Consider the following 13,178-nt stretch of genomic DNA (forward strand, 5'->3'; position numbering starts at 1 on the left):
AAAGCCCGCCGTCGAATCACTCTTGTCGCCGGACGGCTCACTATCGGCCGATGACCTCGAACGGCGAACCGACGGCCGACACCATCCTCGTCGCAGGAACCGCCTCACACGTGGGCAAAAGCACGGTTGCGGCGGGGCTGTGCCGCCTCCTCGCCGACCGCGGCGTGTCGGTCGCGCCGTTCAAGGCCCAGAACATGAGCAACAACGCGCGGGCGACACCTGGCGGTGAAATCGGCGTCTCACAGTACGTACAGGCCCGTGCCGCCCGCGTCCCGCCGACGACTGATCACAACCCGGTCCTGCTGAAACCCCGCGGCGAGGGCGAGTCTCAACTGGTCGTCGACGGCGAGGCGGTAGGCCACTTCGCTGCCGGGGAATACTATGACGCTCACTGGGAGGACGCGCTGGCGGCGGCCCGCGGGGCCCACGCTCGACTGGCCGCCGACCACGATGTAATCGTGGCCGAGGGCGCGGGCTCCATCGCCGAGATAAACCTCCACGACCGCGACCTCGCCAACGTCGAGACGGCGCGTTTCGCCGACGCAGACGTGCTTCTCGTCGCGGACATCGAACGCGGCGGCGTCTTCGCCTCGCTGGTCGGCACACTCGAACTCGTCCCCGACGACGTTCGCGAGCGCGTCATCGGGGCGGTGATCACGAAGTTCCGCGGCGACGAGTCGCTGCTCGCACCCGGCCTCGCCGCCTTCGAGGAGCGAACCGGCGTCCCGATACTGGGCGTCATCCCTCACGACGACCCCGGACTGCCCGAGGAGGATAGCGTGGCCCTTCCATCGGTCGGCGAACGAGCGGTTCGCGGCGCTGACGACGGCGTCCCGGACGACAGGAGCGTCACGGCCGCGGTGCCGCGTCTCCCCCGAATCTCGAACTTCACGGACCTCCACCCGCTCGCCGCGGTCCCCGGCGTCCGCGTCGCCTACGTCCCGCTCTCGGACTCGCTCGCCGAGGCCGACGCCGTCGTCCTGCCCGGCAGTAAGAACACCGTCGACGACCTGCTGGCGCTTCGCGAGGCTGGTTTCGACGACGCCCTTTCGGACTTCGACGGCCCCGTCGTCGGCCTCTGCGGCGGCTATCAGCTACTCGGCGAGGAAATCCGGAACGCAGACATCGAGGGGACGAGCGAACGCGAGCGCGTCGAGGGATTCGGTCTGCTCCCGGTGAGGACGACGTTTTCGCAGACGAAGACCGTCGAGCGCGTCGAGCGCTACCTCAACGGCGTCGGACCGCTCGCGGGCGCGGACGACCCCATCGAGGGCTACGAGATTCACATGGGCGAGTCGACGCTCGTCGGCGAGGCGGCCCGGCCGTTCGAGGGCGACGGCGCGGCGACCGACCGCGTGCTGGGGACCTACCTCCACGACCTCTTTGCGAACGCCGCGGCGCGTGATGCCTTCGTGAGAAACACGTTCGAGCACGCCGGAACCGAGCCGCCAGCGGCGCTCGGTGCCGACCGTCCCTCGCCCTACGACCGGGCGGCGTCCTTCCTCGCAGAACACGTCGATTCCGGCCCGCTCCCCATCGAGTGGTAGTTTATTCGTCCTCGGGAGACGCGAACTTTATATACGAGCGCGCGGGCAGTAGCGGTAATGGTGGAAGTGTTCGCGGTCGCCAGCGGGAAGGGGGGCACTGGCAAGACGACGAGCACGGTCGCGCTGGGGATGGCACTCGCGGACCGCTACGACGTGACGGTGGTCGACGCCGATACGGGGATGGCGAACCTCCTCTTTCACGCCGGCCTCTCCGAAGCCGAGACGACGCTACACGACGTACTGGCCGACGACGCGGCGGTTAGTGAGGCGACCTACGAACGCTTCGGCATGACCGTCGTCCCCTGTGGGACGAGTCTGGACGGCTTCCGCGACGCCGACCCCGCCCGCCTGCGCGAGGTGGTCGCGACACTGGCGGCCGACACCGAAGTCATCTTATTGGACTCGCCGCCAGCGCTCGATAGCCGAACCGCGGTGCTTCCCGTGGTGATGGCCGACCGCATCGTGGTCGTCCTCCAGCCGACCATCCCGGCCATTTCGGACGGCCTGAAGGTCCAGGAGTACGCAACCTCTTACGGGACCGGCGTCGCCGGCATCCTGTTCAACAAGGTCCGCGAGGACGAGCGAATCGACGACGTTGCCGAGAAGACCGAGCGCTACTTCGAGGGGCCGACGCTCGCCGCGATCCCCGAGAGCGAGCGGGCGCGCGAGGCCCGACGCGCGGGTCGACCTCTGCTGGCCCATGCATCCGACTGCGAAGCGGCGGCGGCCTACCGACAGGCGGCCGACGCGCTTTCGGTCCGGAGCGGGGAGTCGGGCGACGTGGCGGATCGGTTCCGGAGCGCCGTCATCCCGGAGACCCTATGAGACTCCCACGGGGAACGCTCCGCAAGTCCCGCGTCGTCACCGACCCACGGGATACGCTTGCCGATGTCCTCGACCGCGAGGTCACCGGCTACGCGATCTTCGAGTCACAGGAGACGCTACTGCTCGACGCCGAGGGCCGGGGCGTCGTCACCTTCGAAGACGGTGTGCCGGTGTTGGCCTATCACACCGGGACCGACCGCGGCGGGCCGCCAGCGCTTGCCGACCTCGCTGTTCCCGGTCCGTACCACGTCTCCGTCTTCGAACTCGCCGCTGCCGACCTCGCAGAGGCCCACGCGACCGAGAAGTTGCGGGTGCCGCCGGGGATGCCGGCCGAGCGGTTGGCCGGCGACCCCGCGCTGGCCGACAGCACACGGCGGGCGGCCCCGGCGGAGCGGACGACGAGCGAGCGTGACGCTAGCACGGATCAGAGCGCCGTGGAGGCGTTCCTCGAAGACGAAGAAAAGATTGCCGCTATCCGCGAACAGGCCCGCGAGGAGGCCCGGCAACGCGCGGCCGAGTGGGACTTTTAGCGGCTCTCGGGCCGGATTTGTGGATAGTGGGTGACGACGAGTCGGCAAACACAGCGCTGTTATAGCTTCGGCGTGTCAGATACCCTAATGACCTCCCGCAGCCCCCGTCCCGGGGACGGGGTCACACGCCGAGCGTTACTGGCAGGACTGACCGCGGGAGCAGCGGGAACGAGCGGCTGTGTGACGCGTCTCCGGACGCTGGCTACTCGACAGCAACCCGACCCCATCTCCCTCTCCGTGAAATGTCTCCCCGTCGACGAGGACCCCTACTCGATCGCCATCGCCCGCCAGTTCTCCGAGTGGCTCGGGACGGCGGGCATCGACACCACCATCGAACCGATGACCGCCGAGGAGCTGTATCGGCAGACGCTCGTCAACGACGAGTTCGACGTGTTCGTCGGGCAGTTCCCCACACACACCGTTCAGCCGGACGCGCTGTACTCGCTGTTGCACTCACGGTTCGCGGTCGAAGCAGGCTGGCAGAATCCCTTTGGTTACACGAACCTCACAGTCGACGATTTGCTGACCGAACAGCGACAAACGTCGGGAGACCGCCGGGTCGAGGCCGTCGCGGAGATACAGCGACACCTCGTCAGGGAGTGCCCGTTCGTCGTCGTCGGCTTCCCCGACGTCATCAGAGCCGCGAGCACCGACCGATTTACGGGCTGGCGCTCCATGGCCGGGCTTTCGCCACTTCACCTGCTATCGCTGGACCGCCGCGACCTCTCGGCGACGACGCTTCGGGCGACCACGCCCGACACGCGATCGACGACAAACCTCAACCCGCTGGTCGCCCCGTTCCGCCGCAGCGGATCGATAACGGAGCTGATCTACGACTCGCTGGCCCGTCGGTATCGTGGCGACCTCCACCCGTGGGCGGCCGCCGAGTTCGAGTGGACCGCGGAGAACCCGCCGGTAGTGCGCGCGACGCTTCGAGAGGATCTGACTTGGCACGACGGGGAGTCCCTGACTGCGGACGACGTCGCGTTCACCTACGCGCTCCTCGCGGACACCTCGCTCGGCTCGTTCGACGAGCCGGTCCCGCCGCTTCGGTTTCGCGGCCGGGCGTCACTCGTCGAGGCGGCGACAGTGCTGGACGACCGCACCGTCGAGATTGAGTTTGGCGAATGTACGCCCGAGGTTGCGACGCGAGCGTTCACCGTCCCGCTGCTCGCCGAACACGTCTGGGAGGACCGGGCGACCCGCGCGGATGTCAGCGGGCTCGACCTCGGGTCGGCGACGACGGAGGCCCTCGTCACGAGCGCGATTCCGCCGGTCGGGAGCGGGCCGCTCGCGTTCGAATCGGCGTCGGGGCGCGAGTCGCTGCTGCTCTCCCGGTTCGAAGACCACTTCCTCGAACGCGTCGACCAGACGCAACTACCCGGGCCCATCGCCAGCGGCGTCCCCTTCGACGAGTTCGAACTGCGGTTCGTCGGCTCGGACGCCTCGGCGGTCGATCTGGTCGCAAACGGGGAGGCCGACTTCACGTCGGTCGGCGTCGGTCCCGATCTCGTCCGGACCATCGGGAAACAACAGGACCTCACGCTGGCCGTCGACCAGACGGACTCGTTCTACTTCCTCGGGTTCAACGCGCGGCGGACGCCGCTTTCGAACCCGCGATTCCGTCACCTGCTGTCTCGCCTGCTAGACCGCAAGACTCTCGCGGAGTCGGTGTTCAACGACTACGTCACGCCCGCGGTGAGTCCGCTCGCCGGCACCGACTGGCGCCCGTCGGACCTCGCCTGGGATCCCGAAGACCCGGCCACGTCCTTCCTGGGCAGCGGTGGCTCAGTCAACAAGCTACGCGCCCGCGAGGCCTTCCGGGACGCCGGCTACCGATACAACGAACAGAACCGCCTTCTCCGAGTCTGAGATGAGTCTGGCTACCGTCCTCGCCGAGGTCGTCGTCGTCGTGGCCACCGCCCTCTCGCTGGCGTCGGTGGCCGTCGTCGGTCCCGATGATGTCAAAGCAGCGGCAGCGGACTTCCCGCAGCGACTCCGCGACGCCGCTCGACCGCTCGCAGTCTTGGTGGCGGTGCTGTCGCTGAACAGCGTCGTCCGCGACGTGGGCGTCGAAGTCTCGTGGCTCATCGGTCTCAACATCACCGACACGATCTACGCCATCGAGGGACCGTTCGTCGCCGTCCTCCAGTCACTCATGACGCCGTGGTCGACGCCGTACTTCGGGTACGTCTACATCTACGGCTACGTCTTTCTGCTGGTGTTTCCGATCCTGCTGGGCATCTTCGCGGACGAGGAGTCGGTCCTCCGGCGGACGGCACTCGCCTACACCATCAATTACGGCGGCGGTATCCTCTGTTACCTGCTGTTCGTGGCCTACGGACCGCGTAACTACATGCCCGAACTCGTCGAGCCGCTGTTGTTCGATACGCTCCCGCGTTTCCAGTTGCTCACGAGTCAGGTCAACGCCAACACGAACGTCTTCCCGTCGTTGCACACCTCGTTGTCGGTGACCGTCGCGCTGCTTTCGGTCCACACTCACGAGCGCTTCCCGCGCTGGACGCCGATTGCGGTGTTTCTCGCTACGAGCGTCGTCCTCTCGACGATGATTCTCGGCATCCACTGGGGGACCGACGTCGTCGCCGGCATGCTCTTGGCCGGGTTCAGCGTCTGGGTCGCGACCCGTTCACGGTTCCGGTAACGGGGATGGCCGCGATTACCGACTAAAATCAGCTGTCTGTCGTCGACGCAGAGTTCAGTCGTGACTGTTGGTTCTGGGGACGCGAAGCTACTCGGTAGCGTTGGTATCGAGGTCGTGGCAGGACTCTATACGTTCGCTGAGGCGTTGGACGAACCGCGCGGCTGGCGCTCCGTCGACGACGTCGTGGTCGACGGTGACGGTCAGGCTCAAGAGCTCCCGCGAGCGAAGTTCGCCATCGACCAGGCGGGGTTTGGTGCCGATGCCGCCGACGGTGAGTTGGAGCGTGTAGTTCGTGGGACTGATGGCCCAGCCGTTTCCGGTACCGAACATGCCGACGGAGGTGACTGCAACGGTGCCGGCGAGGGTTTTCCACCGTTTCGGAAACCACTTGGGAAGCCGCCAGATCTGGCGACGTAGCACGCCCGGGAGACGGCGTGCAAGGCCGGCAATTCCGGGTTCTGCGTGGGTCGTCGTGTCCGCTTTGACACGTCGAATCTCGTCGTGAATCGACCGGACCGACCGTCGGTTCGCCTGTCGAACGACGTGCGGAACACCGATTCGTTCGCCGTCGGTTTCCCGTTCGACGAGGACGTTCACGTCGATGTCCTCGAACTCGTGAATTCGTCCCCGCCAATCGCGATACCGCTGGACGTGGGGTTGTTCCTGCACAGTGATGGCCAGACAGGAGACGACGAACGCGGTGAACGAGAGCTTCGTTCCGGTCTCCGCTTCGATCTCCCGGATGCGCTGTCTGGCGTCGGTGACGTCGACCTCGACGAGTCCGTGAACGTTGCTCCTGCGGCCCGCCATCCGCATGTAATCCGCTGTCAACTGCTGTTGTGGAGAGACGCGCTCGCCGTCGGTGCCACTACCGCTCATACTGTCTCTTCGAGCCTGAGAACCAAAGCAGTGACCCGACCGTTCAGTTCGATGCCGTCCGGCGGAAGACGACCACGCCCTCGTTCTCGAAGACGGGTTCGTAGCGACCGCTGAGCGCGAGCGACCGGTCGAGCGTCCCGACGTTCTGTTCGCGGTGGCCCCGGACCGTGTAGGACTCTTTAGGCACGTAGAGGTAGTCGGGGCGGGCGTCGACGGCCGAGAGCGAGCGCTCGACGCAACTCGCTGACTGGCACCGAGAGACGTTTTTGAACGCGCCAAGGTGCGGACCGTAGGTGTCCGGGCCGCGCCACTCCGCGCCCCACGGCGAGACGAGGATGGTCCGCTCGGCGACGGCCGGGAACCACTCGGCGGCGTCGCCGAGGACGACGAACGTCGCGTCGGGTCGCGTCTCCTCGGCCGCCCACTCCATCGCCGCCACGTCGTGGTCGTCGACGAACTCCGGCGTGGTTCCGTCCGGCCCGGCGAACTCGTAGCCGATGCCGGCGACGCCCACGGCCGAGACGACGAGGAGGGCGGCGACGGCGATTCGGCCGGCCGTCCCGATGTCCGCGTTCACGTTCGAACCCACGTCCTCTCCGTAGCGCTCTGTGAGGACGACCACCGACGCGACCACCGCGACGGCACCGACGGCGTAGGTGAACCGGGACTGAGCGAACGCCAGCCAGACGGCCACCGTCCAGACGCCGACGACGCGGTGGCGCGTCAGGAGGAGGACGAGGGCGGCGACGACGGGGATCAGCGCGAACGACGGGCCGTGTTGGAGGAGTGTCGTCAGGCCGCCCCCGACGCCGCCGTGAGTGCCCGCTGCCCCGGTGAACACCGCTGGTCCGTGCGTCCTCGCCACGGTCGCCAGCCACGGCGAGGCGAGCAACACGCCGCCGAGGCCGACGACTGCGCCCCGAGCGAGACCGAGGAGGGTGCGGTCGTAGCCAGCCCAGAACAGGAGGTACGTCAGGACGACGAACAGCGTGTAGGTAGGGTGGGTCAGCGCGACCAGCACGAATCCGAGGAGACCGATGGGGACCCACGCCGTCTCGCCGTCGCGGAAGATTCGGAGCGCGGCGTAGGCCCCACAGAGCGCGAGGAGGAACGCCGGGGCGCGGACGAGGCCCCCGGCGGAGACGTGCCACTCCAGCACCTGCGGATTCAGCCCGAGCAAGAGGGCGACGGCCGTCCCGGCGCGGCGGTCACCGAGGAGGTCACGGCCCAGCAAATACGCGGGGACGAGCGCCGCGACGGTGATTAGCGGCGGGAGGTACAGTGCCGTGGCGAACGTCGGTGCGCCGAAGTCGCGCAACACCGCGAGCGCGTAGAAGACGAGCGGCGGATAGGCGAACGGGACCCCACGCGGCCCGTAGTGGGGCACCGTCGCTGGCAGCGCGTAGCCGTTCGCCCGTATCGCGTCGGCAGTGAGCGTGTACAGCCCCGCGCCGTAGGCGGGGTAGGCGTTCGTGGCGACGTAGATCGCCGTCACGACGAGACCGACGAGTAGCGGCCACGCGATCCACGGCCAGTCGGCCCCCGAGAGCGGCGACCGGGGCCGCAACGACCGGAACCGTCCGGGCGTCGATCCGGCCGCCGAATCAGTCGTCGCTCTGTCGGCGGTCGTCGCGTCCGTGGCTGTCGGGTCCGTCGTCGCCGAATCGGCACTCACCGCGTCCGTGGAGGTCGTATCGTCGGTCATCGTTTCCGGAACTGAAGCGGCGAGCGGACGCTCACCGCGAGGTCGCGTCGTCGCCACTCGACGATTAGCAACAGCGGTGCAGTGACGAGCAGTCCCAGCACCGAGACGACGTCGAGGGTGCCCATCCAGCCGGGCAGGAGGTAGGCCACACCGTTGACTACCTTCTGCGGCGCGGCGGCCTTCACTCGGCCAACCGATCCGCGGTCGCTGGCGTTCGGTGTCCGGTCGGGGAGGCCGAGCGAAGCAGCGCTCTCCCCGCCTGCGCTCTCGTCGCCGGTGTCGAAGCGCTCCGCCTCGTAGGGGAATCCGATGTCGGCGCTCCAGACCACCTCGCCGGACTCGTCGACTTCGAGGACGCGGTCGCCGTTGGAATCGGCCATGAGCGTGTGGCCGTTCGGGAGGCGGTCGGCGTCGCGGACCCACGTCAGACGCGAGTCCTTCCACTCCCAGGAGCGGACCCACTCGCCGTCCTCGCGTTGGTATTCCAGGACGCGGCCGTTCTCGGAGTCGGCGACGAGGACGGCGGGACCGCCGCGCTCGGCCGGGATGAAGTCGGGGTTGTGCTGTTCGTACAGCGTGTCGTGGTCGCCGTCGGAGCCGAGCGTCCACTCCTCGCGCAGGCCCCGCTCCATGTCGATGAAGACGACCTGGTCCTGATTGCGGAGGTCAGCCATCACGGTCGGTCGGCCGTCTATCTCGACGTACTCGACGTCGTTGAGGTGGGTCCAGTCCTCGGGGTAGGGACCGCCGCTGGAGGTGTTGTAATCCGACTGGGCGTCCCACGACCACTCGACTAGCTCCGTCGTCGTGTTGACGACGTAGGCCCGGTCTCGGTCGATGTCGGCGACCAGCAAGCGGTCCTCACCGATACGGTCGACGTCGTGCCAGCGCGTCGAGTGCTTTCCGGGCGTGATGCGACTGTACACCGAGGTCACTTCGCCGGTCGTCAGGTTCGCGCGCTCGACGCCGTTGCGGGTACAGACCGTCTCGGCGTCGCACTCCTCGGGCGTGAGGTGCTGGGCGTAGACGTACTCGACAGTGGCGTTGGTCCCTGGCACCGGGTCCACGTCCCAGTAGCGGGTATGCGTGTCGTTCGCATAGTAGATGCTGCCGTCGGGAGCGAATGCGACGAGTTCGGCGCGCTTGCGGGCGCTGTCGCCCTGGTCGCTCGTGAAGGCCGTCGAGTCCGTGGCGACGACCGTGAGACCGTCGCGCGGGGCCACGACCGGGTCGCGTTCACCGGTCTGGAGGGCGTTCTCGACTGCCGGGTCGCCGCGGATTTCGTCGCCGCTCAGTTGCGCGCTGGCGTAACTGGAAGCCAAGAGAAGCGCAAATAGCAGCATCAGGACAGTGAGTCCAGTGCTGAGCCGCCTGCTATCGGTCATTGTGGGCCGATGGATCCGAGGAGACATATGCCCATTGGCCGAATCCGGCGCGTGAGGTGTGTCAGCGGCTACCGTGTTGGTGCGTCAGTCGGTTCGGACGGGAATCCACCACACGCGCGAGCGGCCGCCGACCTTCTTGCTCGTGATGTCTGTCTCGTCTTCGAGGCTGTGGAGTTTGTTCAGGGCGGTCCGGCGGGAGCAGCCGAGTCGGTCGGCGACCTCCGAGGCGGTCAGGGGTTCGGCGTAGTCGTCCCGGTCTTTGAACACCTCGATGACGTCCGATTCGGTGTACTGGACTTCACGTCCGGGTGGTGACATATGTCAGAAAACGGCGGCTGGGTACTTAACTGTCGCCCGCTTCCATCGGTACCGACCGTCATGTCTCACTCGGGGTCGGGGACGTACTCCGAGCCGACGCGCAGGTCCAGCGTTCGCTCACCGACCGAGAGGTCGAGCGTCTCGTGTTCGACAAGTTCGCCGTCGCGGCTGAACGACACTGCCGACTCGCGACTCTCGATGGAAATGTCACGAGCGCGGACGTGCGTGACGCCCTCCGTCTCGGTCGCCAGCAGTCGGTGGCCGATGGCCTCGGCGACGAGGTTGCCGGTCGGCATCTGCTCGATGATAGCCACGTCCAGCAGGCCGTCCTCCATGTTGGCCTGTCCACCGCGTTCGACGAACTTCCGGGCGTTGCCGACCAGCAAACAGACCACTTCGCCGGACCACCGCACCGGCCCGTCCTCGCCGATAGCTTCGAGCGAGATGTCCAGCCCGTCGAACTCGATGGCCTCCTGTGCGCCGGTCAGCAGGAAGGCGAGCGTGCCGAAGCGCTCTTTGAGCTCGCTAGAGGCCGCCATGCTGGCGTCGGCCGTCAGGCCCGCGATACAGGAGACGAGAAACGGCTCGTCGTCGGCGAAGCCCACGTCGACGCTGCGAACCGTCCCGGTGTCGGCCACCTCGACGCCATGTTCATCGTCCGTCACACCGATCGTTCCCGCCAGCAAGTTCGCCGTCCCCGCGGGAACGACGCTCAGCGTCACTTCGTCGAGGTGGTCGGTCTGATAGAGACCGCGCATCACCTCGTTGATAGTGCCGTCGCCGCCACAGACGGCCACTTCGCTGGCCTCGGCTTCGCCGGCTTCGCGCCCCATCTCGATGGCGTCCCCGGCACCCTCGGTTCGCTCGACGGCGAACCCGCGAGCCTCCATCAGCCGTTCGACGTAGTCGGCGTGCTCGCCGTCGCCGCTGACGGGGTTGAGGATACACCGACGCGAACCGACTTGCATACGGGACCCGAGGCCGGTCTGACACTTAGGTATCTCGTTGTCAGCACGGATGCTACCGGAGCCGTCACGTACAACCCGCTCTGGCCCCTCCCGACGGTAGCGATGGGCGAGGTTCGCTTTCGCCGGTATGACCCGCGCGACGCCGAGGCGGTGTGGGCCCTCCACGAGTGGGCGATGCGCGAGACGGGCACCGACCCGGCCGACGTTCCCGGTACCGAGGACTTACGAGATGTCGACGGACGCTACCTCGACACCGGCGGCGAGTTCGTCGTCGGCGTCGCGGACGACGGCGCGACCGACCGCTCGGACGGCCGCGATCCGCCGACGACCCACGACGGCACCGCCGTCGCCATTGGCGGCCTACTCCCCAACGATACGGGTCACGACGACGAGCGAACCGTCCCAGGCGCGGCCGAACTCCATCGGATGCGAGTCGCGCCGACCCATCAGCGACTGGGGTACGGCCGGGCGCTGTTGGCACGATTGGAGACCCGCGCGGTCGAACTTGGCTACAACCGGGTGCTGGCGACGACGGCGCACAGTCAACCCGCGGCCGTCGAGTTCTACCGCGACGCCGGGTATGACGAGGTGGGGCGGTCGAAGGAGGCGGGCTACGAACTCGTCCACTTCGAGCGGAACCTGTGTGACGAGCCGTCGCCCGGGCGGCGATGACGGAAAGCACGGTTTATGACCTCGGGCGCGAATCACGGTAGCGTATGACAGCAGGCGACTTCGACGGCTACGGCGGCCGCCACGTTCCCGAACCGCTGAAAGAGCCACTCGAACAGCTGGCCGACGCCTACGACGATATCAAGGACACCGACGAATTTCGGGCAGAACTCGACGAGTTGCGCCGGGACTTCGCCGGCCGGCCGACGCCGCTCTATCACGCCGAGAACCTGAGCGAGCGCTACGGCGCGGAGATCTATCTCAAGCGCGAGGACCTGCTCCACGGCGGCGCACACAAGATAAACAACACGCTTGGGCAGGGACTGCTAGCGAAGAAAGCGGGCAAGGAGCGTCTCATCGCCGAGACCGGCGCGGGCCAACACGGCACCGCGACGGCGATGGCTGGCGCGTTGCTGGGCCTCGACACGGAGATTTACATGGGGACGAAAGACGTCGAGCGCCAGCAGATGAACGTCTTCAGGATGCGCTTGATGGGCGCGGAGGTCAACGAGGTAACCCGCGGCGACGAGGGTCTTGCAGATGCGGTCGACGCCGCCCTCGAAGACTTCGCTCAGAACGTCGACGACACGCACTACCTCGTCGGCAGCGTCGTCGGCCCGGACCCGTTCCCGCGGATGGTGCGTGACTTCCAGAGCGTCATCGGTGAGGAGGCGCGCGAGCAGTTCCGCGACCGCACCGGCGGCCTCCCCGACGCGGCGGTGGCCTGCGTCGGCGGCGGATCCAACGCGATGGGTCTCTTCCACGCCTTCCGCGACGATGATGTGGCCTTCTACGGGGCCGAGGGCGGCGGCGAAGGGGCTGACTCGACGCGTCACGCCGCCCCTCTCGCGAAGGGACAAGAGGGCGTCATCCACGGGATGAAGACCCGCGTCATCGACGAGGACGTAGAGGTTCACTCCGTGTCGGCGGGGCTGGACTACCCCGGCGTCGGCCCGGAACACGCGATGTTCCGCGAGGTCGGTCGCGCCGAATACCGCGGTATCGAAGACGACGACGCCCTCGACGCCTTCCGCGAACTCAGTGAGGCGGAGGGCATCATCCCGGCCTTAGAGACGAGTCACGCCATCGCGCTGGCGAAGGAACTCGCCGCCGAGGGCGACCACGAGAACATCCTCGTCAACCTCTCCGGTCGGGGCGATAAGGACATGGAGCAGGCCGCAGAGCTGTTCGACCTCACCTGAGACTTGGCGACTACGACGGCGGCAGGTCTCCCGCTACGCTGCCGCGTTATCGCTCGTGGCCGGCCTGCGCCAATTCGTGCGCCCGTTCGTTCTCCCCGCGACCGACGGCCCGATAGGTCACGACCGGAATCTCCGCGACGCACTCGCGGATCGACTCCACCCGTCGGCGAGCGACGGCGTCGTCCGGCATCGCGTGGTGCTGTGGCCACCGCCCGGAGCACCGCGTCGGCGTCGCCGTGGACGTGCAGCGACGCTACGGTGGTCGGATACGCCTCGACGGCCCGTACCGCTTCTAGCAGCGCTCGGTACTCCAGATGGGCGCTGGAGACGAAGGCGTCGATACGCATCGACTGCTCGACGACCGCCGTCGTCCCGTCCTCGACGAGGAAGCCGACCGCCGCAGATGTCGGGGTCCCGTTGTCCGACTCGTACAGCACACTCGCGTCGAAGGCGAGACTCTGAGTGAAGCGAAGCGTCTCGAATAGCGA

Annotated in this window: 14 protein-coding genes; 8 read left to right on the plus strand and 6 right to left on the minus strand. The window is 67.5% G+C overall.

What is annotated here, in order from left to right; genetic code table 11:
* Positions 1 to 50 precede the first annotated feature (50 nt).
* The 5 genes from E4S61_RS00415 to E4S61_RS00435 all read left to right on the plus strand — a co-directional run bounded on the left by E4S61_RS00415 (position 51) and on the right by E4S61_RS00435 (position 5,564).
* Positions 51 to 1,547, plus strand: coding sequence for a cobyric acid synthase (locus tag E4S61_RS00415; RefSeq protein WP_135301934.1), 1,497 nt, complete (start codon positions 51 to 53; stop codon positions 1,545 to 1,547).
* A gap of 57 nt (positions 1,548 to 1,604) precedes the next feature.
* Positions 1,605 to 2,372: a nucleotide-binding protein gene (locus tag E4S61_RS00420; RefSeq protein ID WP_135301935.1), complete on the plus strand. Its 768-nt coding sequence runs from the start codon at positions 1,605 to 1,607 to the stop codon at positions 2,370 to 2,372.
* Positions 2,369 to 2,902, plus strand: coding sequence for a hypothetical protein (locus E4S61_RS00425; protein WP_135301936.1), 534 nt, complete (start codon positions 2,369 to 2,371; stop codon positions 2,900 to 2,902). The genes E4S61_RS00420 and E4S61_RS00425 overlap by 4 nt, the downstream gene beginning before the upstream one ends.
* 87 nt (positions 2,903 to 2,989) lie before the next feature.
* Complete coding sequence (locus E4S61_RS00430) at positions 2,990 to 4,774, plus strand: ABC transporter substrate-binding protein (RefSeq protein WP_245180510.1); 1,785 nt, start codon at positions 2,990 to 2,992, stop codon at positions 4,772 to 4,774.
* 1 nt (position 4,775) lies between these two features.
* Positions 4,776 to 5,564, plus strand: coding sequence for a phosphatase PAP2 family protein (locus E4S61_RS00435; protein ID WP_135301937.1), 789 nt, complete (start codon positions 4,776 to 4,778; stop codon positions 5,562 to 5,564).
* Positions 5,565 to 5,651: 87 nt separating this feature from the next.
* Here E4S61_RS00435 and E4S61_RS00440 read toward each other — a convergent pair whose 3' ends face one another.
* The 5 genes from E4S61_RS00440 to E4S61_RS00460 form a co-directional block, all read right to left on the minus strand.
* Positions 5,652 to 6,443, minus strand: a complete 792-nt coding sequence (locus E4S61_RS00440; RefSeq protein ID WP_135301938.1) for a 2-oxo acid dehydrogenase subunit E2 — start codon at positions 6,441 to 6,443, stop codon at positions 5,652 to 5,654.
* Positions 6,444 to 6,486: 43 nt separating this feature from the next.
* The gene (locus tag E4S61_RS00445) at positions 6,487 to 8,148 is read right to left on the minus strand and encodes a glycosyltransferase family 39 protein (protein WP_135301939.1); all 1,662 of its coding nucleotides are present in this window, start codon (positions 8,146 to 8,148) and stop codon (positions 6,487 to 6,489) included.
* A complete protein-coding gene (locus E4S61_RS00450; protein ID WP_135301940.1) occupies positions 8,145 to 9,533 on the minus strand; it encodes an aryl-sulfate sulfotransferase in 1,389 nt (462 codons plus the stop codon). Before E4S61_RS00450 ends, E4S61_RS00445 begins: the two co-directional genes overlap by 4 nt.
* Positions 9,534 to 9,617: 84 nt before the next feature.
* A complete protein-coding gene (locus E4S61_RS00455) occupies positions 9,618 to 9,851 on the minus strand; it encodes an HTH domain-containing protein (RefSeq protein WP_135301941.1) in 234 nt (77 codons plus the stop codon).
* 65 nt (positions 9,852 to 9,916) lie between these two features.
* The gene (locus tag E4S61_RS00460; RefSeq protein WP_135301942.1) at positions 9,917 to 10,819 is read right to left on the minus strand and encodes a diacylglycerol/lipid kinase family protein; all 903 of its coding nucleotides are present in this window, start codon (positions 10,817 to 10,819) and stop codon (positions 9,917 to 9,919) included.
* Between the two features lie 102 nt (positions 10,820 to 10,921).
* Between E4S61_RS00460 and E4S61_RS00465 the strand changes: the two genes are divergently transcribed.
* Complete coding sequence (locus E4S61_RS00465; RefSeq protein ID WP_209309445.1) at positions 10,922 to 11,491, plus strand: GNAT family N-acetyltransferase; 570 nt, start codon at positions 10,922 to 10,924, stop codon at positions 11,489 to 11,491.
* Between the two features lie 44 nt (positions 11,492 to 11,535).
* Positions 11,536 to 12,690 (plus strand): tryptophan synthase subunit beta, encoded by a 1,155-nt coding sequence (gene trpB / locus E4S61_RS00470; RefSeq protein WP_135301943.1) that lies wholly within the window; start codon positions 11,536 to 11,538, stop codon positions 12,688 to 12,690.
* 46 nt (positions 12,691 to 12,736) lie between these two features.
* Here the strand turns inward: trpB and E4S61_RS26060 are convergent, their stop codons facing one another.
* The gene (locus E4S61_RS26060) at positions 12,737 to 12,880 is read right to left on the minus strand and encodes a hypothetical protein (RefSeq protein WP_245180515.1); all 144 of its coding nucleotides are present in this window, start codon (positions 12,878 to 12,880) and stop codon (positions 12,737 to 12,739) included.
* An 11-nt stretch (positions 12,881 to 12,891) separates the two neighbouring features.
* On the opposite strand from E4S61_RS26060, the gene E4S61_RS26065 reads away from it, so the two are divergent.
* On the plus strand, positions 12,892 to 13,152 hold the full coding sequence (locus E4S61_RS26065; protein WP_245180517.1) for a hypothetical protein: 261 nt from the start codon (positions 12,892 to 12,894) through the stop codon (positions 13,150 to 13,152).
* Positions 13,153 to 13,178: the final 26 nt, after the last annotated feature.

This window comes from Haloarcula amylovorans (assembly GCF_004681185.1).
Lineage (GTDB): Archaea > Halobacteriota > Halobacteria > Halobacteriales > Haloarculaceae > Haloarcula > Haloarcula amylovorans.

What these genes read in the sequence shown, in the direction of transcription:
- E4S61_RS00455 (WP_135301941.1), bottom strand. Translation starts at nt 9,851, where the DNA reads ATGTCACCACCCGGACGTGAAGTCCAGTACACCGAATCGGACGTCATC.
- E4S61_RS00425 (WP_135301936.1), top strand. Translation starts at nt 2,369, where the DNA reads ATGAGACTCCCACGGGGAACGCTCCGCAAGTCCCGCGTCGTCACCGAC.
- E4S61_RS00415 (WP_135301934.1), top strand. Translation starts at nt 51, where the DNA reads ATGACCTCGAACGGCGAACCGACGGCCGACACCATCCTCGTCGCAGGA.
- E4S61_RS00465 (WP_209309445.1), top strand. Translation starts at nt 10,922, where the DNA reads ATGGGCGAGGTTCGCTTTCGCCGGTATGACCCGCGCGACGCCGAGGCG.
- E4S61_RS00460 (WP_135301942.1), bottom strand. Translation starts at nt 10,819, where the DNA reads ATGCAAGTCGGTTCGCGTCGGTGTATCCTCAACCCCGTCAGCGGCGAC.
- E4S61_RS00435 (WP_135301937.1), top strand. Translation starts at nt 4,776, where the DNA reads ATGAGTCTGGCTACCGTCCTCGCCGAGGTCGTCGTCGTCGTGGCCACC.
- E4S61_RS00430 (WP_245180510.1), top strand. Translation starts at nt 2,990, where the DNA reads ATGACCTCCCGCAGCCCCCGTCCCGGGGACGGGGTCACACGCCGAGCG.
- trpB (WP_135301943.1), top strand. Translation starts at nt 11,536, where the DNA reads ATGACAGCAGGCGACTTCGACGGCTACGGCGGCCGCCACGTTCCCGAA.
- E4S61_RS00440 (WP_135301938.1), bottom strand. Translation starts at nt 6,443, where the DNA reads ATGAGCGGTAGTGGCACCGACGGCGAGCGCGTCTCTCCACAACAGCAG.
- E4S61_RS26060 (WP_245180515.1), bottom strand. Translation starts at nt 12,880, where the DNA reads ATGCCGGACGACGCCGTCGCTCGCCGACGGGTGGAGTCGATCCGCGAG.
- E4S61_RS00450 (WP_135301940.1), bottom strand. Translation starts at nt 9,533, where the DNA reads ATGACCGATAGCAGGCGGCTCAGCACTGGACTCACTGTCCTGATGCTG.
- E4S61_RS00445 (WP_135301939.1), bottom strand. Translation starts at nt 8,148, where the DNA reads ATGACCGACGATACGACCTCCACGGACGCGGTGAGTGCCGATTCGGCG.
- E4S61_RS00420 (WP_135301935.1), top strand. Translation starts at nt 1,605, where the DNA reads ATGGTGGAAGTGTTCGCGGTCGCCAGCGGGAAGGGGGGCACTGGCAAG.